23 protein-coding genes are annotated in these 21,906 nt (G+C 64.0%); 8 read left to right on the forward strand and 15 right to left on the reverse strand.

Annotated features, from left to right (window positions below):
• Positions 1-140 precede the first annotated feature (140 nt).
• Together metF and FJW06_RS10570 are read right to left on the reverse strand one after the other, a co-directional pair.
• Positions 141-1,058 (reverse strand): methylenetetrahydrofolate reductase [NAD(P)H], encoded by a 918-nt coding sequence (gene metF / locus FJW06_RS10565; RefSeq protein ID WP_140751292.1) that lies wholly within the window; start codon positions 1,056-1,058, stop codon positions 141-143.
• Positions 1,058-2,065 (reverse strand): metalloregulator ArsR/SmtB family transcription factor, encoded by a 1,008-nt coding sequence (locus tag FJW06_RS10570; protein WP_140751294.1) that lies wholly within the window; start codon positions 2,063-2,065, stop codon positions 1,058-1,060. The genes metF and FJW06_RS10570 overlap by 1 nt, the downstream gene beginning before the upstream one ends.
• A gap of 140 nt (positions 2,066-2,205) precedes the next feature.
• Between FJW06_RS10570 and tsaA the strand changes: the two genes are divergently transcribed.
• The 3 genes from tsaA to FJW06_RS10585 all read left to right on the forward strand — a co-directional run bounded on the left by tsaA (position 2,206) and on the right by FJW06_RS10585 (position 4,160).
• A complete protein-coding gene (gene tsaA, locus FJW06_RS10575) occupies positions 2,206-2,712 on the forward strand; it encodes a tRNA (N6-threonylcarbamoyladenosine(37)-N6)-methyltransferase TrmO (protein WP_140751296.1) in 507 nt (168 codons plus the stop codon).
• Positions 2,709-3,023, forward strand: coding sequence for a DUF2293 domain-containing protein (locus tag FJW06_RS10580; RefSeq protein WP_140751298.1), 315 nt, complete (start codon positions 2,709-2,711; stop codon positions 3,021-3,023). The genes tsaA and FJW06_RS10580 overlap by 4 nt, the downstream gene beginning before the upstream one ends.
• A 297-nt stretch (positions 3,024-3,320) precedes the next feature.
• Positions 3,321-4,160 (forward strand): SDR family oxidoreductase, encoded by an 840-nt coding sequence (locus FJW06_RS10585; RefSeq protein ID WP_140751300.1) that lies wholly within the window; start codon positions 3,321-3,323, stop codon positions 4,158-4,160.
• A 43-nt stretch (positions 4,161-4,203) separates the two neighbouring features.
• On the opposite strand, the gene FJW06_RS10590 is transcribed toward FJW06_RS10585, so the two are convergent.
• A complete protein-coding gene (locus FJW06_RS10590; protein ID WP_140751302.1) occupies positions 4,204-4,833 on the reverse strand; it encodes an MOSC domain-containing protein in 630 nt (209 codons plus the stop codon).
• A gap of 180 nt (positions 4,834-5,013) precedes the next feature.
• On the opposite strand from FJW06_RS10590, the gene FJW06_RS10595 reads away from it, so the two are divergent.
• Positions 5,014-5,580 carry an isoprenylcysteine carboxylmethyltransferase family protein gene (locus FJW06_RS10595; protein ID WP_140751304.1) on the forward strand — a complete coding sequence of 189 codons (567 nt, stop codon included), beginning with the start codon at positions 5,014-5,016 and terminating at the stop codon, positions 5,578-5,580.
• Between the two features lie 10 nt (positions 5,581-5,590).
• Here the strand turns inward: FJW06_RS10595 and FJW06_RS10600 are convergent, their stop codons facing one another.
• The 5 genes from FJW06_RS10600 to FJW06_RS10620 form a co-directional block, all read right to left on the reverse strand.
• Entirely contained in the window at positions 5,591-6,712 is a 1,122-nt protein-coding gene (locus tag FJW06_RS10600; protein WP_140751306.1) for a beta-ketoacyl-ACP synthase III, read from the reverse strand.
• 118 nt (positions 6,713-6,830) lie between these two features.
• The gene (gene tam, locus FJW06_RS10605) at positions 6,831-7,598 is read right to left on the reverse strand and encodes a trans-aconitate 2-methyltransferase (RefSeq protein WP_140751308.1); all 768 of its coding nucleotides are present in this window, start codon (positions 7,596-7,598) and stop codon (positions 6,831-6,833) included.
• A 40-nt stretch (positions 7,599-7,638) separates the two neighbouring features.
• Complete coding sequence (gene ettA / locus FJW06_RS10610) at positions 7,639-9,288, reverse strand: energy-dependent translational throttle protein EttA (RefSeq protein ID WP_140751310.1); 1,650 nt, start codon at positions 9,286-9,288, stop codon at positions 7,639-7,641.
• 272 nt (positions 9,289-9,560) lie between these two features.
• Positions 9,561-10,568 carry a ribonuclease gene (locus FJW06_RS10615; RefSeq protein WP_140751312.1) on the reverse strand — a complete coding sequence of 336 codons (1,008 nt, stop codon included), beginning with the start codon at positions 10,566-10,568 and terminating at the stop codon, positions 9,561-9,563.
• A gap of 38 nt (positions 10,569-10,606) precedes the next feature.
• On the reverse strand, positions 10,607-10,795 hold the full coding sequence (locus FJW06_RS10620) for a hypothetical protein (protein WP_140751314.1): 189 nt from the start codon (positions 10,793-10,795) through the stop codon (positions 10,607-10,609).
• Positions 10,796-10,824: 29 nt separating this feature from the next.
• Between FJW06_RS10620 and FJW06_RS10625 the strand changes: the two genes are divergently transcribed.
• The 3 genes from FJW06_RS10625 to FJW06_RS10635 all read left to right on the forward strand — a co-directional run bounded on the left by FJW06_RS10625 (position 10,825) and on the right by FJW06_RS10635 (position 14,655).
• Positions 10,825-11,757, forward strand: a complete 933-nt coding sequence (locus FJW06_RS10625; protein ID WP_140751316.1) for an alpha/beta hydrolase — start codon at positions 10,825-10,827, stop codon at positions 11,755-11,757.
• A gap of 79 nt (positions 11,758-11,836) precedes the next feature.
• A complete protein-coding gene (locus FJW06_RS10630) occupies positions 11,837-13,009 on the forward strand; it encodes a CaiB/BaiF CoA-transferase family protein (RefSeq protein WP_140751318.1) in 1,173 nt (390 codons plus the stop codon).
• Complete coding sequence (locus tag FJW06_RS10635; protein ID WP_140751320.1) at positions 13,006-14,655, forward strand: thiamine pyrophosphate-binding protein; 1,650 nt, start codon at positions 13,006-13,008, stop codon at positions 14,653-14,655. The genes FJW06_RS10630 and FJW06_RS10635 overlap by 4 nt, the downstream gene beginning before the upstream one ends.
• A 62-nt stretch (positions 14,656-14,717) precedes the next feature.
• On the opposite strand, the gene FJW06_RS10640 is transcribed toward FJW06_RS10635, so the two are convergent.
• The 5 genes from FJW06_RS10640 to FJW06_RS10665 all read right to left on the reverse strand — a co-directional run bounded on the left by FJW06_RS10640 (position 14,718) and on the right by FJW06_RS10665 (position 19,508).
• Complete coding sequence (locus FJW06_RS10640; protein ID WP_140751322.1) at positions 14,718-15,158, reverse strand: CHRD domain-containing protein; 441 nt, start codon at positions 15,156-15,158, stop codon at positions 14,718-14,720.
• 168 nt (positions 15,159-15,326) lie between these two features.
• Positions 15,327-16,298 carry an ABC transporter substrate-binding protein gene (locus tag FJW06_RS10645; RefSeq protein WP_140751324.1) on the reverse strand — a complete coding sequence of 324 codons (972 nt, stop codon included), beginning with the start codon at positions 16,296-16,298 and terminating at the stop codon, positions 15,327-15,329.
• A 39-nt stretch (positions 16,299-16,337) separates the two neighbouring features.
• Positions 16,338-17,492: an ABC transporter permease gene (locus tag FJW06_RS10650; RefSeq protein WP_140751326.1), complete on the reverse strand. Its 1,155-nt coding sequence runs from the start codon at positions 17,490-17,492 to the stop codon at positions 16,338-16,340.
• Positions 17,489-18,367, reverse strand: a complete 879-nt coding sequence (locus FJW06_RS10655) for an ABC transporter permease (protein ID WP_140751328.1) — start codon at positions 18,365-18,367, stop codon at positions 17,489-17,491. The genes FJW06_RS10650 and FJW06_RS10655 overlap by 4 nt, the downstream gene beginning before the upstream one ends.
• A gap of 349 nt (positions 18,368-18,716) precedes the next feature.
• On the reverse strand, positions 18,717-19,508 hold the full coding sequence (locus FJW06_RS10665) for an ABC transporter ATP-binding protein (protein WP_140751332.1): 792 nt from the start codon (positions 19,506-19,508) through the stop codon (positions 18,717-18,719).
• 113 nt (positions 19,509-19,621) lie between these two features.
• On the opposite strand from FJW06_RS10665, the gene FJW06_RS10670 reads away from it, so the two are divergent.
• The gene (locus FJW06_RS10670) at positions 19,622-20,032 is read left to right on the forward strand and encodes a cupin domain-containing protein (RefSeq protein WP_181178212.1); all 411 of its coding nucleotides are present in this window, start codon (positions 19,622-19,624) and stop codon (positions 20,030-20,032) included.
• 17 nt (positions 20,033-20,049) lie between these two features.
• Here FJW06_RS10670 and FJW06_RS10675 read toward each other — a convergent pair whose 3' ends face one another.
• Entirely contained in the window at positions 20,050-20,427 is a 378-nt protein-coding gene (locus FJW06_RS10675; protein ID WP_140751336.1) for a hypothetical protein, read from the reverse strand.
• 2 nt (positions 20,428-20,429) lie between these two features.
• Positions 20,430-21,881, reverse strand: coding sequence for a dihydropyrimidinase (hydA, locus tag FJW06_RS10680; protein WP_140751338.1), 1,452 nt, complete (start codon positions 21,879-21,881; stop codon positions 20,430-20,432).
• Between the last annotated feature and the right edge of the window lie 25 nt (positions 21,882-21,906).

The raw sequence follows: 21,906 nt of genomic DNA on the forward strand, positions 1-21,906 counted from the left end.
TTCATCGGTGCCCTTATTATAGGAGTTCTTCCCTGACCCGCCAAAGCCGGGAAGACTAAGCGCCGAGAATAGTCCAACAGTTCGAAAAGGCCGGGTTTCCACCCGGCCTTTTCCATTGCAGATCTGGCTCACGGCTTGGCTTAAGCCGCGGCCGATCCGGTCGCCTCCGCCTCATGCGAGCGGATGCCGATCATGTGGCAGACGGCAAAGACGAGATCGGCACGGTTCATCGTGTAGAAATGGAAGTCGCCGACGCCGCGCTCGACGAGGTCGAGCACCTGTTCGGCCGCCACCGCCGAGGCCACCAGCGCATGTGTCTGCGGGTCGTTCTCCAGCCCTTCGAAGCGCTCGGCGAGCCATGCCGGCACCAGCGCGCCGCAGCGCAACGAGAAATTGGCGACCTGCGTGAAATTATGCACCGGCAGGATGCCCGGCACGATCGGGATATAGATGCCGGCGCGCCGCGCCCGCTCGACATAGCGCTCGTAGAGATCGTTGTCGAAGAAGAACTGGGTGATCGCCCGCGTCGCGCCATTGTCGACCTTGCGCTTCAGCATGTCGATGTCGGTGGCGAAATCCGGGCTTTCCGGATGCTTTTCCGGATAGGCCGAGACCGAGATGTCGAAATCGCCGACGCCCTTCAGCGCGCCGACCAATTCGGCGCCGTTGGCGTAGCCGTCGGGATGCGGACGGTAGCTTGTGCCCACACCGGCCGCCGGATCGCCGCGCAACGCCACGAAGCGTTTAACGCCCATGTCGGCGAACTCGCGGATGACGCTGTCGACCTGATCACGCGCGGCGTCGACGCAAGTCATGTGCGCCGCCGGCGTCAGCGACGTCTCGTTGAGGATGCGCTTGACGGTGCGCGCCGTGCGCTCGCGGGTCGAGCCGCCGGCGCCGTAGGTCACCGACACGAATCTCGGCTTGAGCGGCTCGAGCCTCGTGACGGTATCCCAGAGCCTTGCTTCCATCTCATCCGTTTTCGGCGGGAAGAACTCGAACGAAACCCTGACCTTGTCGCCGATGTCGCGGCGGCGGGAAAAGCGGAACTGGTTCATCAGGCTGTTTCCCTTGCTGGAAGTGCCTCATTGGACGGATCGGCGATCAGCAGGCGGCGGTCGCGGCCGAGCCAGAGCTTGACGGTGAGCCTTGCTTCGTTGCCGCCGCGCGGCTCGAACTCCTGGCTGTCCTCAAGGTCGAGGCCGGCCTCCGCGAACCAGTCGGACATCTGCCGATCGGAGAAGCCCAGCCGCATATGCGCGTGCTGGTCGCGCAGGAATTCGAGATTGTGCGGTGCGAAGTCGACGACGATCAGCCTGCCGGATGGCCGCAGCAGCCTTGCCGCCTCGGCGATGGCGCGGGCGGGATCGTCGAGATAGTGCAGCACCTGGTGGATGGTCACGAGATCGAAGGCGTTGCGCTCGACCGGCGGCGAGAAAATGTCGCCCTGGCGAACCTGCGCATTGGCGATGCCGGCCTTGTCGAGATTGGCGCGCGCCACGGTCAGCATCTCGCGCGACATGTCGATGCCGACGCCGCGCCGGTAGAGCGGCGCGAAGATTTCGAGCAGCCTGCCCGTGCCGGTGCCGAGGTCGAGCATCGACTGGAACGGCCGCTTGCCGACGAGCCTGATGAGCGCCGCCTCCACCGCGCGGTCCGGCACATGCAGCGAGCGGATATGATCCCAGCTCGCGGCGTTCTCGGAGAAATATTCGGCGGCCCGGTCCTGCCGCTTGCGCTTCACCGCCGCCAGCCGCTCGAGATCGCGCACCACCTGCGCATCGGCCTCGCTGATGCCGGAGACGAGGCGCTGCACGAAGTCGCGCGAATTGTCCGTATCGGTCAGCCTGAAGAAGGCCCAGGACCCTTCCTGGTAGCGGCCGATCAGCCCGGCATCGAGCAAAAGCTTCAGATGGCGCGAGACGCGCGGCTGCGACTGTCCAAGAATCTCGGTAAGGTCGGAGACGGTCAGGTCGCCGCGCGAAAGCAGCACCAGGATGCGCAGCCGGCTGGATTCGGCCGCCGCCTTCAATGTATCTACCATTGTATCGAGCGAGACATGCATGAGCGGACTCTCGTTGAAAGATATAAAGATATGTTTATGTCGATTTCGGAACCCTGGCAAGCGCCATGTCGCTTCCGGACAACAAAATGGCGCAGCCGTGATCCGCGCCGGGCGGACGGTTCTTGGGCGGAGTAAAGAGGATGTTCGAGACGCGCGAAGGTGAAACGCTTCTTGCGGCCGATCCGGCGCAACAGCGTCCGGACGGTCATATCGTCTTTGTCGGCCGCATCGTCTCACCCTGGACCAGCCGCGAGGATTGCCCCAAGAACATGCGCGCCGCCCGCGAAACCGGGAAAGCCGCAACAGTCCTGATCGACGAGCTCTATCGCCCGGGGTTGCAAAACCTGGAACGCGCCAGCCACATCGTCATCCTGTCCTGGCTCCATCACGCGCCGCGGAATCTGATCGTGCAGAAACCCCGCCATGCGGCTGAACCGAAAGGCGTTTTCTCGCTGCGCTCCCCTGCCCGTCCGAACCCTGTCGGCTTGCATGTGGCGAAGCTCGTCGCTCTCGACATCGAGGCCGGGCGGATCGGGATCGACGCCATCGATGTGCTCGACGGCACGCCGGTCATCGACATCAAACCCTATTACGCCTCGGTCGAGGCCTTCCCCGAAGCGACGATTGCCGGGCGCGACGGGAAATGAGCGCCCTCACCGGCCGCCGCCGCGCCATCGCTAAGGCGCTGACCGCGCTTCTTCCCCTCGCGCCCTATGCCGACATGGAAAAAATCCGTGCCGACGCCGGTTCCGTGCACATGAAGACCCTGCCGCCGTCGATCGCGGTGTGGCTTGCAACCATCGCCCATGTCCGCCACGCCCACACCGACTACGAGAAGTTGCTCGCAGAGGGCTATGATCGGGATTCGGCGCGTTTCTTCGTGATCGGGCGGACCAATGAGGTGCTAACCCGTTGGCGCGCGACGAGGCTGCTCAAGGAGGACGAGGAGGACGAGTGAGGCCGGCGCCGAACGTCCGATGGGCCCCTTTGCTAGGGAGGCATGACGATCCGGCCTGGTCGAACGCCCTGGCTATCCCTGACCCGTGCTCCAAATAAATCCGGCGGCGCCTCTGGAAAAACGCCGAAAGCGCCGTACATCAAGCAAACGGAGTATCCTCCGCTTATCTTCGGAATTCTCGCCCTACAGCAATTCAGGAAAAGTGCTTAGCGGTTTTCCATCGGAATTGCGCAAAAACAATGACTTGCAGCGGCTTGGCGAAACGTTGAAGCGCTCCAGGAGCAAGGATCACAGATTATGACAAACAAGGTTTGGTTCATCACCGGATCGTCGAAGGGCTTTGGCCGCGTCTGGGCCGAGGCAGCGCTCGCCCGCGGCGATCGCGTCGCCGCAACCGCGCGCGATGCCGGCACGGTTGCCGATCTCGTCGAGAAATACGGCGACAGGATCGCGGCCCTAAAACTCGACGTCACCGACAAACAAGCGGTCGATGCCGCCATAGCCGAGGCACACAAGCGCTTCGGCCGGCTCGATGTCGTGATCAACAATGCCGGCTACGGCCATTTCGGCGCCATCGAGGAAGTCACCGAGAAGGAGGCCCGCGACCAGATCGAGACCAACGTCTTCGGTGCGCTCTGGGTCACCCAGGCCGCGTTGCCCATCATGCGCGCGCAGCGCTCGGGCCATATCATCCAGATCTCGTCGATCGGCGGCGTCAACGCCTTTGCCTCGATCGGCCTTTACCACGCCTCGAAATGGGCGCTGGAAGCCTTCAGCCAGTCGCTCAGCCAGGAAGTCGCGCAGTTCGGTATTCACGTGACCCTTGTCGAGCCGGGCGGTTTCTCGACGGACTGGGCCGGCCCGTCGGCCAAGGTCTCCAAGCCGATGGAGGTCTATGAACCGGTCCGCGCGGCGATGGCCGAGCGCCGCAGCCGCTCGGTCGCCGGCGATCCGCAAGCGACCGGCCCGGCGATGCTCGCCATCGTCGACGCTGCCGAGCCGCCGCTCAGGGTCTTCTTCGGCGATGGCGGCCTGCCGATGATCAAGCAGGAATATGCCAGCCGTATCGCCACCTGGGAAAAATGGGACCATGTCTCGGTCATGGCGCAAGGCGCCAACAAGAACCGCAAAGCCTGAACCAAAGGCCGGGCCACGCCGTTCTCGCGGCGTGGCCTTTTGGTCAAGCCGGGTATATCCACTGCTCTGGCACCCGCACCGAGATCTCCTCGCCGGCCCTTACGACGCCCGGCTTTTCGACCCAGGCGACAAGCCCGCGCAGGCGCTTCGCCTCCTTCGGAAAGAGCAGCGCGGCGGCGTTGATATCCGGGGCGCCGACATGCTCGGCGATTGATTGCCCGGCAACGCGGCACGGCTTGTTCTGGCCGTCGACCTTGAGCGTCGCGCCACCCTTGAAGAACATCAGCGAGCCGGCCGGCAGCATCGACAGATGCGGCACGCCTTCGATCACAAGATTGGCGCCGATCCATTCCGGCTTGATCTCCTTGAGCCCCATGCGTTGGGCGACGGTCGCAAGCTCGTCCGCCGCGACCAGCGACAATTGCCGCTCGTTGCGCATTTCGGTGCCGCGCGGATACCAGGGCTCGCGCCCGCCCGAGCGCCGCGTCGTTCCGCCATGGAAGTCGCCGGCGATACCGCCGAAGCCGAGCAGCAGTTCCTCGACCGCCCGCGTCTCGAAATGATCGTGCGGGGCGGCATAGAGCGCCGCTGCCTTCGCCGTCAGCTTGCGGCTGGGCACGATGTCGACCGTCGGTTCCGCCGCGGGAAAAAGCTCAAGGTTCGTTTCCTGCATGCCGCTGGTCTAAAGGTGCCGAAGAAGGCGGTCCAGTCGAAAGCGCTGATGATCCGATCACACCGTTTGATGGCGATCACGATCTTCTTACCGCCAATCCCTTTCGCCGGCCGACGCGAGCCGCAATGCTGCCGTGCCGGCGACATAGACGATCGCGCGCAATCGGGAGGAGGTTCGATCATGCAGGTTGGACACGCCGTCGCGGCGCTTTGGCTGGTCTGGGTGATATCCTGGGTGCTTGCCGCGGCCTGGGCCGATCCGGCGCAAAAGCGCGCCGATCTCAAGTCGGAGGCGCGCTATCGCGTCCTTTGGCTGGCCGGCACCGTGCTGATGTTCGTGCCGGCACACGGCTATGTCGGCCGGCTCAGGCTCTGGACGCCGACGCTCACCGAGGCCTGGATCTGTGTTGCGCTTGTCGCCATCGGCATCGCCTTCGCCTGGTGGGCGCGCCTTCATCTCGGTCGGCTGTGGTCGGCCAATGTCACCGCCAAGGCCGATCATCGCGTGATCGATACCGGCCCCTATGGCCTGGTGCGCCACCCGATCTACACCGGACTGATGCTGTCCGTCCTCGCGACCATGGCGGTCAAGGGCACGGTTTGGGGTATAGCAGGCGCCGCCCTGCTGCTCGTCGGCGTCGTCGTCAAGGCGAGACTGGAAGAGAGCTTCCTGCGCGGCGAGCTCGGCCCGGCCTATGACGATTACGCCAGGCGCGTGCCGATGCTGGTGCCCTTCGCACCGGCGTGAAGCCGCATCCTCAAAGCATCCTGAGCAGCGCACCGCCGATCGAATAGCCGGCGCCGAAGGCGCAGATCAGGCCGAAATCGCCGGCCTTCATGTCGGCATGGTTCTCCGACAGCGCCACGATCGCGCCGGCGCCGGCAGTGTTGCCGAGCCGCTCCAGCACCATCGGCGCGCGGTCGTGATCGACATCGTGGCCGAAGGACAGTTTCAGGATCATCGCATTCATGCGCGCATTGGCCTGATGCAGCCAGAAGCGGCGGATGCCTTCCGGCGTCAGCCCGTGCTCGGCCAGGAACTCGACGATGAATTTCTGCCCGGCGACGGTGACTTCCTTGAACACCTTGTTGCCGACCTGCTTGATAAGGTTGCCTTCCAGGTTGATTATATAGGGATCCTCCTGGGCCGTGCGCGTGTGGTAGCCGAGATTGGTGCGGATGTTGTTCGACATCTGCGTCCAGGTGCGCGTGTCGAGCACCTCGAAACGCCCGGGCCGCTTTTCGCCCTGCGCCAGCCCCTCGACGACCATGGCGACCGAGGCGTCGCCGAAGATGAAATGCGTCTGCCGGTCGCGGAAGTTGAGATGACCGGTTATGATCTCCGGCGTCGACACCAGGATGCGCTTATGCGCCCCTGCCCTCACCAGGTTGACCGCGACATGCAGTGCTGCCGCCGCGGAAGAGCAGCCCAGTCCCATGTCGAAGCCGGCGCCCTTGGTGCCCAGCGCCTCCTGCATCTCGATGGCGATGGCTGGATAGGGCCGCTGATGGTGCGAGGCCGAGCAGATCACCAGGTCGATATCCGACCCGTCGACCTCGGCATGGGCAAGCGCCTTCCTCGCCGAAGCGAGACCGAACTCCGCCTCCAGCGACAGCGCGTCGTCAGGCCGCGCCGGAATGCGCGGCGCCATGCGCGTCGGGTCGAGGATGCCCTCGCGCTCGATGACATGGCGGCTCTTCACGCCCGAGGCATGCACGATGAAGTCGCTATCCGATTTCTGCAAAAGGGGCTCGCCAGTGTCGGCGCGGCGCGCATTCTCGGCGTCCACCCAGCTGTTGAAGCTTGCGACCAGCTCTTCATTGGTGATGACGGGTTCAGGGATTTCGGCGCCGATGCCGCTGATGATGACGCGATGCATGTCCAATCCATCCGAGAGGCGGCAAGGTGTGCCGAGGCGAGGCGCTACACTTGTCGCATTTGCCCGGTTTATTCCAGCTTAATTCGACAACCGCCGCTGGCATTCAATTGGTGGATGCTCAAGCTCGTTTGGCGACGATGAAGATCCGTGGGAAGCGCAGCAGCACCTTGCCGTTCGCCGTCTTCGGATAGGCCTTGGCGATCTTGGCGGTGTAGCTTTCGAGAAATAGCACCTTCTCATCCTCATCGAGCGGATCGAGAAAGGGCTTCAGCCCCGTCGCCTTGACCCATTCGACGATCGCTTCGGCATCGGCCAGCGGATGGTTATAGATCGTGTGCCAGATGTCGAGCCGGTCGGCGAGCGGCGACAGAAGATCGTAATAGAAGGACACCGGCGGCAGCGGCCCGCGCGCGGCGCCCTTGAGCTTGGCTGCGAACGGCGCTTCCGCCGCGGTCTCGCGCATCAGTTGATGCGAGGGCTCGCCGAGATTGTCCGGCATCTGCACGGCCAGGGCGCCACCCGGCGCCAAAACCCCCGTCAGCCGCTGGAACACGGCCGGATGCTCCGGCAACCACTGGAAGACGGCGTTGGCGAAGATGACGTCGACGGGATGCTCGGGTTGCCATCCGGCGGCATCCGCCAATTCGAAATTGACACTCGGCAGCCGCACCCGCGCCTTCTCGATCATGTCCGGCGAGGTGTCGAAGCCGCTCACCTGGGCATCCGGCCAGCGCTCGACCAGAAGCTCGGTCGAGTTGCCCGGACCGCAGCCGATATCGACGACGCAGCGCGGAAAATCGACCGGTACCTGCGCAACCAGATCGCGCGCGGGCCGCGTGCGCTCGTCCTCGAACTTCAGATATTGGGCGGCGGACCAGTCAGCCATGTCAGAACCTCGCTCTGTTCGCCGCCCCTCCGGACCGATGCTACCGCGTCAGCCGCTTGTGCGTCATGCGGTGCGGGGTCGCCGCTTCGGCGCCGAGGCGGCGCAGCTTGTCCTTCTCGTATTCCTCGAAATTGCCTTCGAACCATTCGACATGGGCGTCACCCTCGAAGGCGAGCATGTGGGTGGCCATGCGGTCGAGGAACATGCGGTCGTGGCTGATGATGACGGCGCAGCCGGCATAGGCTTCGAGCGCGTCTTCCAGCGCGCTCAGCGTCTCGGTGTCGAGGTCGTTGGTCGGCTCGTCGAGCAGCAGCACGTTGCCGCCGCCCTTCAGCATCTTGGCCAGGTGGACGCGGTTGCGCTGGCCGCCTGACAGGTTGCCGACCTTCTGCTGCTGGTCGCCGCCGCGGAAGTTGAAGGACGAGCAATAGGCACGGCTGTTGACCTCGTGCTTGCCGAGCTTGATCACCTCGGCGCCGCCCGAAATCTCTTCCCACACCGTCTTGTTCGGGTCGAGCGCATCACGGCTCTGGTCGACATAGCCGAGCCGCACGGTCTCGCCCTTGCGGATCGACCCGGCATCCGGCGTTTCCTGGCCGGTGATCATCTTGAACAGCGTCGTCTTGCCGGCGCCGTTCGGGCCGATGACGCCGACGATGCCGCCCGGCGGCAGCTTGAACGACAGATCCTCGATCAGGAGCTCGTCGCCGAAGCCCTTGCTGAGGCCTTCGACCTCGATGACGAGGTTGCCGAGTCGCTCGCTCGCCGGGATGACGATCTGGGTGTCGGTCGGCTTGCGGCTCTGCGACTGCTCGACCAGTTCTTCATAGGCCTTGATACGCGCCTTGGACTTGGTCTGGCGCGCCTTGGGCGAGGATTGGATCCACTCGCGCTCGCGCCAGATCGACTTCTGGCGGGCGTCGTCCTCGCGGCCTTCCTGGATCAGGCGCTTGGCCTTGGCGTCGAGATATTTGGTGTAGTTGCCCTCGTAAGGGATGCCGCGGCCGCGATCGAGCTCGAGGATCCAGCCGGTAACGTTGTCCAGGAAGTAGCGGTCGTGGGTGATGATCAGCACCGAGCCGGGATAATCGCGCAGGTGCTTTTCCAGCCATTGTGTGGTCTCGGCGTCGAGATGGTTGGTCGGCTCGTCGAGCAGCAAGAGGTCGGGCTGCTCAAGCAGCAGCCGGCACAGCGCCACGCGGCGGCGCTCGCCGCCCGACAGGTTGGTCACTTCGGAGTCCGCCGGCGGGCACTGCAGCGCATCCATCGCCATCTCGACCTGCTGTTCGAGGTCCCAAAGATTGAGGCGGTCCATGTCGTCCTGGAGCTTGGCCGACTCGTCGGCCGTCTCGTCGGAATAGTTCATCATAAGCTCGTTGTAGCGCTCGATGATGGCGGTCTTCCTGGCGACGCCGTCCATGACGTTTTCACGCACGGTCTTGGTGTTGTCGAGCTGCGGCTCCTGCGCCAGGTAGCCGACGGTGGCGCCCTCGGCCAGCCACGCCTCGCCCTGGAATTCCTTGTCGAGCCCGGCCATGATGCGCAGGATCGTCGACTTGCCCGAGCCGTTCGGGCCGAGAATGCCGATCTTGGCATCCGGATAGAAGGACAGGTGAACGTTATCAAGCACCTTCTTGGTGCCGTAGGCCTTCGACAGGCCGGACATGTGATAGATGAACTGGCGAGCCACGCGCGCTTTCCCTGGAAACTGAAGTGTCAAGTGGATGGGGGTTGGGCGCTATGTAGGCGATGAAGCGCCCAACGGCAATCGCTTTCGGCGCGAAACGGCCAATCCACGCGCATTCGCCGGTCTGCGCCACCCGACCAGGCCTCTACAAGGCCAAGCTCAGCGGCCGCGACCGGTCGGCGAACCCGGCAGCGAGGCGATCATCCTGCGGGTGGCCCCCGATCAGCCTGAAAAGATCAGCGTGACCGGAAACGACCTGACCAAGTAACTTCCGCCTACTGGAAGCCGATCGCGTCGACCGTGCCCTTCGGGCAACCGGCTTTGGCTGTCGGGGCGGACGCCATCAAGAGATCGGCGAGCTTGCTGTCGGGGCCGATCGGGCCGGACAGGCCGAGCGTGATTTCGCCGATCATGCGCCGGCCGCTCGACGGGTCGACCAGGCAGGACACGCGCACCCGGTCGCCCGCACCCGCGCCGAAGGCTTCGTTGAAGGCGCCGCGGATCTGGTCCGAGGTCAATTGTTTGCCGATGTTCTTGTTGAAGAGATCGCGCACCTCGGAAGCGTTCACGGCACGCATCAGATTGAGCGCGTCCGAGAAATATTCCTGCTGGTTCTTGCCGTAGCAGGTGCCGTGCTTGATCCATTCGTGCCGCTCGAGCTTGGACGCCGTGCCCGGCATCACCTGGTCGAGCTCGGCGCGCGTTTTTGCGTCGAGATCGACCGGCGGCAGGTCTCCCCAATGCGCCGGATTGTCATTGGCCTTGTCGCCTGCAGACACCTGGCAATAGAAATTGCCGTTCGGCTGCGGCCACAACCCATGCAGCGTGAAGTGCGAGGCGTCGAACTCGCTCGGGCTCTGGGCCTTGCATTCGGACTTGCTCGCCTTGGTCTCGCAGAAAGCCGGCTGCCAGCTCAGCGCAAAGACATATTCGGGTTTTCCGGAGGCTGACGACGGCTTTGTCTGGCTGGAGGGCGCTGGCGTGGCGGAAGCGCTGCCGCCGCTGACATGGCCGCAGCTGATCTTCACCCAGCGCCGCTCGGGATCGGCGCCCGGCACCTGGATAAGGTAGTGGGTGGGCTCGTCCTTGTTGCCGGCAAGGAGATCGTAGCTCTGCCCGGCCTGCGTCGAGATATTGCCTGGGTTCTTGCCGCTCTTGATGGCCTGCGTCGCCGGACAGGCGCTGTCGGACACGAAGGTCCCGCTCATCTTCACGTCGGCATGCGCCGCCCCGGCACCGGCGAGAGCCAGCACCATCGAACCCCACAATGCCCAAACCCGCATCCCGCTCTCCCCGCGATCATTGAACCGTATTGGATTCGTCACACTAGAACAGTCGACGTGTCAGAATTGCGATCTTTTTCGTCGCGCGAAAAAACAATCCCCAGCTGAGCGCTTTCATCGGCGTGTCCGCAAGCGCGCTCGTCCACTTGACGCGGGCAAAGCCCTCGCCCAACAATCGACCAGAGCATGATGCCGAAAAGTGTGAAGCGGTTTTCGGGCGCCATCATGCTCTATCTCTAGGGGTTTGGAGTCGGACATGCCATTCGACAAGCAAACCAGCCTGGCCTCACCGACCGGGGCCGAGCTCAATCTGTATGTGAAAGAAGCCGCGGGACGTCCGCGCGCCGTGGTCCAGATCAATCACGGCCTAGCCGAGCATGCGGCGCGCTATGCCCGCTTTGCCGACTTCCTCAGCCAAAGAGGTTTCCACGTCTACGCCCATGACCATCGTGGCCATGGCGCGACGAAGGCGCCCGACGCGCCGCTCGGCAAGTTCGCGGACGTGGACGGCCTCGCCAAGGTGATCGCGGATGTCAACGCCGTGCACGATCTGATCGCAGGGGAACGCCCAGGCCTGCCGGTGATCGCTTTTGGACATTCGCTCGGCGCCTCGGTAACGCTGAACTTTGTCCTGCGCCACTCGCAACGCATCCATGCTGCCGCGATCTGGAACGGCAATTTCTCGCAAGGCCTGCTCGGCCAGTTGGCGCTGCTCATCCTCGGTTGGGAGCGGATGCGGCTGGGCTCCGACGTGCCGTCGCGGCTTCTGCCCAAGCTCACTTTCCAAGCTTGGGGCAAGGCGGTGCCCAACCACCGGACCCTGTTCGATTGGCTGTCGCGCGATCCCGTCGAGGTCGACAACTATGTCGCCGATCCGCTCTGCGGCTGGGATGCCTCCATCTCGATGTGGCGCGATGTGGTCAACTTGGCGCAGCACGCCGGCAAGGATTCCAGTTTCGCCGGCGTCCGGCGCGATCTCCCCGTCAACCTTGTCGGCGGGGAGAAGGATCCCGCGTCGGACTACGGCAAGGCCGTCCATCACCTGGCAAAGCGCATGCGGGCGATGGGCTTTTCGAATCTGGTTTCAAAGGTTTACCCGGAAACCCGCCATGAAAGCCTGAACGAGATCAACCGCGACACCGTCATGAACGATTTTGCCGCTTGGGCTGACAGGGTGCTGAAATCCTGACGCGGTGGCCTATCGCATGGGTCGTGACACGGGCGGCCCCGATTGCTAGAGGCTGCGCTTTGTTTAACCACGGTGATCCATGGCCGAACCTCCGCTGAAAGGCATCCGCGTTATCGAACTCGCCCGCATCCTGGCCGGTCCCTGGGCCGGGCAGTTGCTCGCCGATCTCGGCGCCGATGTCATCAAGGTCGAGAGCCCGGATGGCGGCGACGATACCCGCAAATGGGGTCCGCCCTTCGTCATCAGCCATGACGGCGATAACCTCTCGGCCGCTTATTATCATTCCTGCAACCGCGGCAAGCGTTCGATCGCCGTCGACTTTTCCAAGCCCGAGGGCGCCGAGACGCTGCGCAAGCTGGTCGCCACCGCCGACGTGCTGATCGAGAACTTCAAGCTCGGCGGCCTGAAGAAATACGGCCTCGACCATGAAAGCCTGAAGGCGATCAATCCGCGCCTCGTCTATTGCTCGATCACCGGCTTCGGGCAGGACGGCCCCTATGCGCCGCGCGCGGGTTACGATTTCATCATCCAGGCCATGGCCGGCATGATGTCGATCACCGGCGAGCCCGGCGGCGAGCCGCAGAAGGCCGGCGTCGCCATCTCCGATCTGTTCACTGGCCTCTATTCGGTGGTCGCCATCCAGGCGGCACTTCGCCACGCCGAAAGGACCGGCGAAGGCCAGCACATCGACATGGCGCTGTTCGACAGCCAGATCGCGGCGCTCGCCAACCAGAACCTCAACTATCTGGTCTCCGGCAAGTCGCCGGTGCAGATGGGCAATGCGCATATGAACATTGCCCCTTACGAGGTGCTGCCGGTGAAGGACGGCCACATCATCCTGGCGGTCGGCAATGACGGGCAATTCGGCAAGTTCTGCGCCGTGGCCGGGCTCACCGATCTGGCCGCCAATCCGGACTTCGCTACCAACCCGGCCCGCGTCGCCAACCGCGTGAAACTGCGCGAGCGGATCGTCGAAACCCTCGCTACCTGGGACCGCGATCCGCTGCTGGCTAAGCTCGAGGCGGCCGGCGTCCCGGCAAGCCCGATCAACACCATCGGCCAGATGTTCGACGATCCTCAGACGATCGCGCGCGGCATGCGGCTCGACCTCGATGACGGCCACGGCAACCGCCTGCCCTCGGTGCGCGCGCCGATGGTGATGTCGGGCACGCCGCTCGTCTACGAGCGTCCTTCGCCGCGTCTTGGCGAGCATACGCAGGAAATCCTTGCCGAACTGGAGAAATCGAAATGAAGACCGGTGGACAACTGATCGTCGAGGCGCTCGAGGCGAACGGCACCGACCGCATCTTCTGCGTTCCGGGCGAATCCTATCTCGCGGTGCTCGACGCGCTGCATGATTCTTCGATCCGCACCATCGTCTGCCGCCAGGAAGGCGGCGCCGCGATGATGGCGGACTGCCAGGGACGGCTGACCGGCAAGCCCGGCATCTGCTTCGTCACCCGCGGCCCCGGTGCCACCAACGCCTCGGCCGGCGTCCATATCGCCATGCAGGATTCGGTGCCGATGATCCTCTTCATCGGCCAGGTCGCCAGCCACGCCAAGGAACGCGAAGCCTTCCAGGAGGTCGACTACAAGCGTTTCTTCGGCGACATCGCCAAATGGGTGGTCGAGATCGACAATGCCGCGCGCATCCCCGAATTCGTTACCCGCGCCTTCGCCGTCGCGACTTCCGGCCGTCCTGGCCCGGTCGTCATCTCGCTGCCGGAGGACATGCTGACCAGCGAGGTCGACGCTCCGGCAGCGCTGCCGCACACGCCTGTCGAGACGCGCCCGGGCGAAGCCGAGCTCGATGCGCTGCAAATGCTGCTCGCCAACGCCAAGCGGCCGTTCGTCATCCTCGGCGGCACGCGCTGGAACGAGGAAGCCGTGGCCCAGATGCGCACGATCGCCGAGACCTGGTCGCTGCCAGTCGGCTGCTCCTTCCGCCGCCAGATGCTGTTCGACCATCTCCATCCGAACTATGCCGGCGATGTCGGCATCGGCGTCAATCCGAAGCTGGCAGAGCGGATCAAGCAGGCCGACGTCGTGCTTTTGGTCGGTGGCCGCCTGGGCGAGATGCCGTCTTCCGACTACACGTTGCTGAAAAGCCCCTACCCCGACCAGGCGCTGGTGCATGTTCATGCCGATGCCGGCGAGCTCGGCCGCGTCTACCGGCCGGCCATAGCCATCAATGCCTCACCCGCCGCCTTCGTCGAGGCGTTCGCAAGGCGCAAGCCCGCCGCCAAGCCTGTCTGGGCTGGCGAGATCGAAAAGGCGCATGCCGCCTATCTCGAATGGTCGACCCCGCCCCAGACCGGCCCGGGCGCCGTCCAGATGGGCCCGATCATCGAACATCTGGGAAAGGTCCTGCCGGAGGACGCCATCCTCACCAACGGCGCCGGCAACTACGCCACCTGGGTGCATCGCTTCTATCGCAACCGCCGCTTCGGCACGCAAGCGGCGCCCACCTCCGGCTCGATGGGTTACGGCACGCCGGCCGCCGTCGCCGCCAAATCATTGTTCCCGGATCGCACCGTGATTGCCTTCGCCGGCGACGGCTGCTTCCTGATGAACGGCCAAGAGTTCGCGACGGCTGTCCAGTATGACCTGCCGATCGTCGTGATCGTCGTCAACAACGGCATTTACGGCACGATCCGCATGCATCAGGAGCGGGAATATCCGAGCCGCGTCGTCGCCACCGAGCTCAAGAACCCAGACTTTGCAGCACTTGCCCGCGCCTATGGCGGCCATGGCGAGACGGTGGAAAAAACCGCCGACTTCGCGCCGGCCTTCGAACGCGCGCTGGCCAGCGGCAAGCCGGCGATCATCGAGATCAAGCTCGATCCCGAAGCGATCACGCCGACCCGCACGCTGACGCAGATCCGCAACAAGAGCTGAGCGCCGACAAGAGTTTAAGCCGAGTTCCTCGCGCCAGCCTTCAAAGTTCGCCGCGCTTCAGCCTACATCGCCTTTTCGATCTGGCCGCGGATCTCGCCGTCCTTGTTCTTGGCCGTGTGGACGTTGACATAGTATTTGCCGGCTTCCAGATCGGCCGCCTGCGCGTCGGTGAGCGTCGCGGAGCCCTTGATGGGACTCTTGAGCTTGCCTTTGAACGGGATCACCGGATCGGCATTCGCCCCCATATCCGCCGGACCGTGGATGTGAGCGGCAACTGCCGGCCCGCTGAGGCCGGAATATTTGACGTTCCAGCTGAGCTTCTTGCTGGTGGTGTTGAAGGTTAACGTCGCTGTGCCCTTGCCCTTTGTGGTGACGGGTGGGCTCTGCTGGCTGCCGTCGAGCGTCGCCTTGTACTTTACCATCTCCGCCATCGCCGGCGATGCGAGAAGGAAGGCGGTCGAAACGGCCAAAGCCGAAAGCATCGGCACGGATAGGATGCGCATGAAGAACCTCCGTTGATTGCAGCATCCTTCGCGGCTCCCCGGCGCGCGGATGCGCCCATTCAACGGCTGGGAGGCCGGATGTATCCCTGGGCGCACGATTATTTTACCTCAGCCAACGAAAAGGGGCGGTCGCCCACCCCTTTCCACCTTCCGAGTTGAGAGCGGAGCTTACTTGATCGCCTTGTCGGTGATCGCGGTGGTGTAGGCGCCGCTCGCCTCCTTGCTGATGATCTTCTGGTCGAGCAGCGCCTTGGCGGTGCGCTCGTAAGCGGCGGGGATCAGCTTGCCGTCGGCATTGTCAATCAGCTTGGCCACTTCCTTCATCATGAACTTCTGGTGGTTCTCGTCCTGGCCGCCGGCATCGACGACGATCTCGGCCGCCTCGTCGGTGTGCTCCGTGGCATATTTCCAGCCCTTCATCGAGGCCCGCACGAAGCGCACCATCTTGTCCTCGAAGGCCGGATCCTTGAGCTTGTTCTCGAGCGTATAGAGCCCGTCCTCCAGAAGGTCATTGCCCATGGCGGAGTAGTTGAACACGACCAAATCTTCCGGCTTATAGCCGGCGTCCAGCACCTGACCGTATTCGTTATAGGTCATCACCGAGATGCAGTCGGCCTGCTTCTGGATCAGCGGCTGCACATCGAAACTCTGCTTGAGCACGGTCACGCCGTCCGGGCCGCCATCGGTCTTGAGGCCGATCTTGTTCATCCAGGCGTAGAACGGGTATTCGTTGCCGAAGAACCAGACGCCGAGCGTGTGGCCCTTGAAGTCGGCTTCCGTCTTGATCGGGCCATTCTTGGGGCAGACCAGCTCCATGCCCGCCTTCTTGAACGGTTGGGCAATGTTGACGAGCATCACGCCCTTGTCGCGGGCGGCGAGCGCGCCGCCCATCCAGTCGACGATGACGTCGGCGCCGCCGCCGGCGATCACCTGCTCGGGCGCGATGTCCGGGCCGCCCGGCTTGATGTCGACGTCGAGACCTTCGGCGTCATAGAAACCCTTGGCCTTGGCGACATAATAGCCGGCGAACTGGGCCTGCGTGACCCATTTCAGTTGTAGTGTCACCTTGTCGGCGGCCATCGCCTGGAAGGCGGCCAGCGACATGGCGCCGGCCAGAGCAGAAATCAGCAGTCTTTTCATCTTATTACCCTCTGAAGTTAGCATCCAAACCCACCGCCCCTATCCACCACGGACAGAGGGATGCCAAAATGTGACGGCTCTCTCGACGAGAGCGACCACGCCATAAAAGACCGAACCCGCAAGTGCTGCAACTGCGATTTCGGCCCACACCATGTCGATGTTCATCCGCCCGACTTCCGTCGAGATGCGGAATCCCATGCCGACCACGGGCGTCCCGAAGAACTCCGCGACGATGGCGCCGATCAGCGCCAGCGTCGAGTTGATCTTCAGCGCATTGAAGATGAACGGCATCGCCGCCGGCAGCCTGAGTTTCAGCAAGGTCGGCCAATAGCCCGATGCATAGGTGCGCATCAGGTCGCGCTCCATATGGCCGGATGCCGCCAGCCCCGCGACCGTATTCACCAGCATCGGGAAGAAGGTCATGATGATGACCACCGCGGCCTTGGACGGCCAGTCGAAGCCGAACCACATGACCATGATCGGCGCCAGGCCGATGATCGGCAGCGCCGAGACCATGTTGCCGATCGGCAGCAGCCCGCGCCGCAGGAACGGCACGCGGTCGGCGAGGATGGCGACGACGAAGCCGGCAAGGTTGCCGACGACATAGCCGACGAGCACCGCCTTGAAGATCGTCTGCCGCACATCCGAGCCCAGGATCGGCAGCGAATTGACGATACGCGCCCCGATGGCGCTCGGCGGCGGCAAAAGGATGAAGGGGATGCCGGCGCCGCGCGTCACCGCTTCCCAGATGATGAGGATCCAGGCGCCGAAGATCGCCGGGATAATCAGGCGCAATGCGTTCCTTGCGGCGCTTTGGCTCGGACGCAATGAGGAGAGCAAGGCGACGCAGCGCCAGGCAAGCAGCCAGGCAGCGGCGAGCAGCAGGAAATATGGCGCCAGCGCCGTGCCTTCGAAACCGGCTATGCCCTTGATCAGGAGCCAGGCGGCGGCATGCGCACCGACGAACAGCACGATGGCCTCAACGACCGGCGTCAGCCTTGCGGTCGAGACCAGCGCCGCAATGAGCAACAGCACGATGATTAGCCCCTTCGCGCCCATATAGGGATAGGCCAGCGTCGCGGCCGGCTCCGCCAACGCGGCTGCTTCCGGCTTCGTCATTGCGCCAAGCGCAAAGGCGACGAGGCACAGCACGACTGCCAGCACTGATTGCCATGATGACTTCAGCCAGGTCATGCCGGCCTCCCGCCCATGGCGCGGTCGACGAGGCGTCCGGCGATGCCGACCACCATCACCAGTAGCGCGGCGACGACGGAACCCGCGACCAATGCCGACCAGATATCGATGGTCTGGCTGTAATAGGCGCCCGCGAGCAGCTTCGCGCCGATGCCGGCGACGGCACCCGTCGGCAACTCGCCGACGATGGCGCCGACCAGGCTCGCCGCCACCGCCACCTTCATCGAGGTGAACAGGAACGGCACCGAGGCCGGCACGCGCAGTTTCCAGAAAATCTGCGAGGCGCTGGCATTGTAGGTATGCATCAAATCGAGATGCATGAGCTCGGGCGAGCGCAGGCCCTTCACCATGCCGACGGCGACCGGGAAGAACGACAGATAGGTCGAGATCAGCGCCTTCGGGATCAGGCCGGTGATGCCGATCGCCGCAAGCACCACGATGATCATCGGCGCCACCGCCAGGATGGGAATCGTCTGCGAGGCGATGATCCAAGGCATCAGGCTGCGGTCGAGCGTCGCCACATGCACGATGCCCACCGCGATGACGATGCCGAGCGCCGTGCCGAAGGCGAAGCCGAGCAGCGTCGAGGACAATGTCACCCAGGCGTTGTAGACGAGGCTGCGGTTCGAGGTGACGGACCGCAAAAAAGTGTTTTCGAAGAAATTCACCGCCACCTGGTGCGGCGCCGGCAGCGTCGGCTTCGGCTGCGACAGCGTCTTGCCGACGAACTCGACCGCGCCCGGCGTTTCGTTGCTTCGTTGATCGAGATCGCGCTGGAACGGCGCGTTGAGGATGACGGCGAACACGTACCAGAGCACCACCACGCCGGCGAGGATGGTGGTAACGGGGATGATCTTGGAGCGGAAGGAGTCCATCTAGCGCCGCCTTTCCCCTCTCCCCGCCGGGGAGAGGGTGGCCGGAGCGAAGCGAAGGCCGGGTATCTTGGTTGCCATTGCGGCTGTGCCCGCACTCTTCGTCATCCTAGGGCGGAGCAAGGAGCGAAGCGACGCAGCGCAGACCCTAGGATCCATGCCGTTACTTCTGCGCTCCGCAGCGGTGCAGAACAGGGCTTTGTGTGCCAAGCCTCGGACGGACGTTCTCGACCGCTTGCACGCTTCGGCCGAGGTCACGGAATTGATCCTAGGGTCTGCACTCCGCTTCGCATCGCTCCGCCCTAGGATGACGAAGGCGTGGGGGCCTCGTCCGCACTCATCCTCCCTCCCCTCAATCATCATAGCTGTGCCCTGCCCTTAGGCCATCCCGCACGCGCGCTCCGATCGCCAGGAACTCCGGGGTCTCGCGAATGTCGAGCGGCCGCTCCTTCGGCAGCGTCGATTCGATGACATCACTCACCCGCCCCGGCCTTGGCGACATCACGACGATGCGCGTCGAGAGATACACCGCCTCGGGAATCGAATGGGTGACGAAGCAGATCGTCTTGTTGGTCCGCTTCCACAACTCCAGAAGCTGCTCGTTCAGATGGTCGCGAACGATCTCGTCCAGCGCGCCGAACGGTTCGTCCATCAAGAGCAGATCCGCATCGAAGGCGAGAGCGCGCGCGATCGATGCGCGCTGCTGCATGCCGCCGGAAAGTTGCCAGGGATATTTCTTCTCGAAGCCGGAAAGATTGACCAACTCCATCGTGCGCTTGATGCGCTCCGCCTGCTCGGCCTGGCTGAGCCCGATGACCTCCAGCGGCAGCGCCACATTGCGCTCGATGGTGCGCCACGGGAACAAGGCCGCCGCCTGGAAGACGTAGCCATAGGCGCGTTTCTCGCGCGCCTGCTCCGGCGTCATGCCGTTGACCGAGATCGTCCCGGATGTCGCCTTCTCCAGGTCGGCGATGACGCGCAGCAAGGTCGTCTTGCCGCAACCGGACGGGCCGATAAAAGAAACGAACTCTCCCTTGCCGATGGTCAGATCGACATTGGAAAGCGCCTGCACCGGACCGTCATTGGTCTGGAAGGTGAGGCCGAGCTTGCTTGCCGAAACGACGGCTGGCGGCTGTTCGGTCATTGGCTGCAGCCTGCCATAGGCGGCCGCGGCCGCGCCGTCCGCAATCCGGCTGATTTTATGATAGCGTTGCTTTCCACTCGTCCTGTCCCACTCGATCGACGCCGCCCGGAGCCTTGCCGATGTCGCCTAAACCCACCTGTCATCTCGTTCACCCCGAAAGCACCTATCAGGGCAAGCAGGGGCTGAGCTATTTCGCCGGCATCGCCGCCGAGACCGTCGGCTCGTCCGGCATCTGCATGCATCTTCTCACCATGCCGCCCGGCGCGCGCGCCAAGGCGCATATGCATGAAAGCCACGAAACAGCCATCTACGTGCTCTCCGGCGAAGTCCACACCTGGTACGGCGACCGGCTCGAGCATCACATCGTCGTCAAGGCGGGCGACCTGTTCTACATTCCGGCCGGCGTGCCGCATCTGCCCGCCAATCTGAGCGACGCGCCCTCCTCGGCGGTGATTGCCCGCACCGATCCCAACGAACAGGAAAGCGTCGTCCTGCTGCCGGAACTGGATACGCTGGTCGCCTGAAGCAGACGGGATCGCCGTCATTTGCATCGCGCGACTTCGCCCATCACATTGCCGTCCTCGTCGGCCACCACCAGCTTCTTCGCATCCTTGGCACTGCGCTTGATGGTGAGCTTGGCCGGCGCCTGTCCCTCTTCGCCCTCCGCCTCGCATTTCGCCGTCACCACCAGCGAGCCGTCGGCCTGGGGGTGCTTGTCGCTGAAGGTGCAGGCGCTGGCCGCCGTGATCAGTTCCTTGCCGGTCAAAAGCAGCATCTTGTCGGCGGCGACCTGCTGGCCGTTGCGGTTGATACAGCCATATTTGTCGCCATAAGGCTTGCTGAGGTCGATGCCCGCGGCAAGCGCCTGGCCGGCGGCCAGCACAGCAGTCGCCGCGATCGCCGGATGAAGAGCCCGCATGGTCAGACCCCGGTGGCCGGAATGCCGGTGCGTTCCACCTTGCGCGGCGCGGAAATCTCCTTCCAGGTCGACAGCGCCCGGTTGACCGCCGGGTTGGGCTCGCGGGCGACGAACTCGCCATGGCCGGCCTTGGCCTTCACGTCCGCCTCCTCGATCGACAATTCGCCGCGCGAGAAGACGAAGCGCGGCAGGCCGGTCACCTCGACGCCTTCGAAGACATTGTAGTCGATCACCGACTGCTGCTTCTTGGCCGAGATCGTCTTCTTGCGCTTCGGATCCCAGACGATGATGTCTGCGTCGGCGCCTTCAACGATCGCGCCCTTCTTCGGATACATGTTGAGGATCTTGGCGATGTTGGTCGAGGTCACCGCGACGAACTCGTTCATCGTCAGCCGTCCGGTGTTGACGCCTCTCGTCCACAGAACCGGCAGGCGGTCCTCGAGACCGCCCGTGCCGTTCGGGATCTTGGTGAAGTCGCCGATGCCGTTGCGCTTTTGGCTAGTCGTGAAGGAGCAATGGTCGGTCGCCACCACCTGCAGCGAGCCGGCCTGCAGGCCGGCCCACAGCGAATCCTGGTGCCACTTGCTGCGGAAGGGCGGGCTCATCACGCGGCGCGCCGCATGGTCCCAATCCTTGTTGAAATATTCAGTCTCGTCGAGCGTCAGATGCTGGATCAGCGGCTCGCCGTAGACGCGCATGCCCTTCTGGCGCGCGCGGCGGATCGCTTCATGGCTCTGTTCGCAGGAGACATGCACGACATAGAGCGGCACGCCGGCCATATCGGCGATCATGATGGCGCGGTTTGTCGCCTCGCCCTCCACTTCCGGCGGGCGCGAATAGGCATGGCCTTCCGGGCCGTTGTTGCCGGCGGCTAAAAGCTTTTGCGAGAGCGCTGCGACCACGTCGCCATTCTCGGCATGGACCAGCGGCAGCGCGCCGAGATCGGCGCAACGCTGGAACGACGAGTACATCTCGTCGTCGTCCACCATCAGCGCGCCCTTATAGGCCATGAAATGCTTGAACGAGGTGATGCCCCGGTCGACGACTTGAGCCATCTCGTCGAACACCTGCTTGCCCCACCAGGTGATCGCCATGTGGAAGGAATAATCGCAGGACGCTTTCGAGGTCTTGTTGTCCCACATCTGCAGCGCTTCCAGCAGCGATTGCTGCGGCGCCGGCAGACAGAAATCGACCACCATGGTGGTGCCGCCGGAGAGCGCCGCGCGGGTGCCGGATTCGAAATCGTCGGCCGAATAGGTGCCCATGAAGGGCATTTCGAGATGCGTGTGCGGATCGATGCCGCCCGGCATGACATAGCAGCCCGTGGCGTCGAACTCATGGTCGCCGTGCAGGTTCGAGCCGATGGCGACGATCTTGCCGTGCTGCATCAGCACGTCGGCCTTCCACGTGCGGTCGGCGGTCACGACGGTGCCGTTCCGGATAACCTTGGTCATTGTCTGTTCCCCTGTTCTTTCGCGC

Source organism: Mesorhizobium sp. B4-1-3 (genome assembly GCF_006439355.1).
Classification (GTDB): domain Bacteria; phylum Pseudomonadota; class Alphaproteobacteria; order Rhizobiales; family Rhizobiaceae; genus Mesorhizobium.

Bases quoted from the DNA above. Each gene is read 5' to 3' on its own strand.
- FJW06_RS10590 (WP_140751302.1), bottom strand. From the start codon at position 4,833: ATGCAGGAAACGAACCTTGAGCTTTTTCCCGCGGCGGAACCGACGGTC.
- metF (WP_140751292.1), bottom strand. From the start codon at position 1,058: ATGAACCAGTTCCGCTTTTCCCGCCGCCGCGACATCGGCGACAAGGTC.
- FJW06_RS10620 (WP_140751314.1), bottom strand. From the start codon at position 10,795: ATGATGGCGCCCGAAAACCGCTTCACACTTTTCGGCATCATGCTCTGG.
- hydA (WP_140751338.1), bottom strand. From the start codon at position 21,881: ATGACCAAGGTTATCCGGAACGGCACCGTCGTGACCGCCGACCGCACG.
- FJW06_RS10595 (WP_140751304.1), top strand. From the start codon at position 5,014: ATGCAGGTTGGACACGCCGTCGCGGCGCTTTGGCTGGTCTGGGTGATA.
- FJW06_RS10630 (WP_140751318.1), top strand. From the start codon at position 11,837: ATGGCCGAACCTCCGCTGAAAGGCATCCGCGTTATCGAACTCGCCCGC.
- FJW06_RS10645 (WP_140751324.1), bottom strand. From the start codon at position 16,298: ATGAAAAGACTGCTGATTTCTGCTCTGGCCGGCGCCATGTCGCTGGCC.
- FJW06_RS10655 (WP_140751328.1), bottom strand. From the start codon at position 18,367: ATGGACTCCTTCCGCTCCAAGATCATCCCCGTTACCACCATCCTCGCC.
- FJW06_RS10600 (WP_140751306.1), bottom strand. From the start codon at position 6,712: ATGCATCGCGTCATCATCAGCGGCATCGGCGCCGAAATCCCTGAACCC.
- FJW06_RS10615 (WP_140751312.1), bottom strand. From the start codon at position 10,568: ATGCGGGTTTGGGCATTGTGGGGTTCGATGGTGCTGGCTCTCGCCGGT.
- FJW06_RS10650 (WP_140751326.1), bottom strand. From the start codon at position 17,492: ATGACCTGGCTGAAGTCATCATGGCAATCAGTGCTGGCAGTCGTGCTG.
- FJW06_RS10580 (WP_140751298.1), top strand. From the start codon at position 2,709: ATGAGCGCCCTCACCGGCCGCCGCCGCGCCATCGCTAAGGCGCTGACC.
- FJW06_RS10635 (WP_140751320.1), top strand. From the start codon at position 13,006: ATGAAGACCGGTGGACAACTGATCGTCGAGGCGCTCGAGGCGAACGGC.
- FJW06_RS10640 (WP_140751322.1), bottom strand. From the start codon at position 15,158: ATGCGCATCCTATCCGTGCCGATGCTTTCGGCTTTGGCCGTTTCGACC.
- FJW06_RS10625 (WP_140751316.1), top strand. From the start codon at position 10,825: ATGCCATTCGACAAGCAAACCAGCCTGGCCTCACCGACCGGGGCCGAG.
- tam (WP_140751308.1), bottom strand. From the start codon at position 7,598: ATGGCTGACTGGTCCGCCGCCCAATATCTGAAGTTCGAGGACGAGCGC.
- FJW06_RS10585 (WP_140751300.1), top strand. From the start codon at position 3,321: ATGACAAACAAGGTTTGGTTCATCACCGGATCGTCGAAGGGCTTTGGC.
- tsaA (WP_140751296.1), top strand. From the start codon at position 2,206: ATGTTCGAGACGCGCGAAGGTGAAACGCTTCTTGCGGCCGATCCGGCG.
- FJW06_RS10675 (WP_140751336.1), bottom strand. From the start codon at position 20,427: ATGCGGGCTCTTCATCCGGCGATCGCGGCGACTGCTGTGCTGGCCGCC.
- FJW06_RS10570 (WP_140751294.1), bottom strand. From the start codon at position 2,065: ATGCATGTCTCGCTCGATACAATGGTAGATACATTGAAGGCGGCGGCC.
- FJW06_RS10665 (WP_140751332.1), bottom strand. From the start codon at position 19,508: ATGACCGAACAGCCGCCAGCCGTCGTTTCGGCAAGCAAGCTCGGCCTC.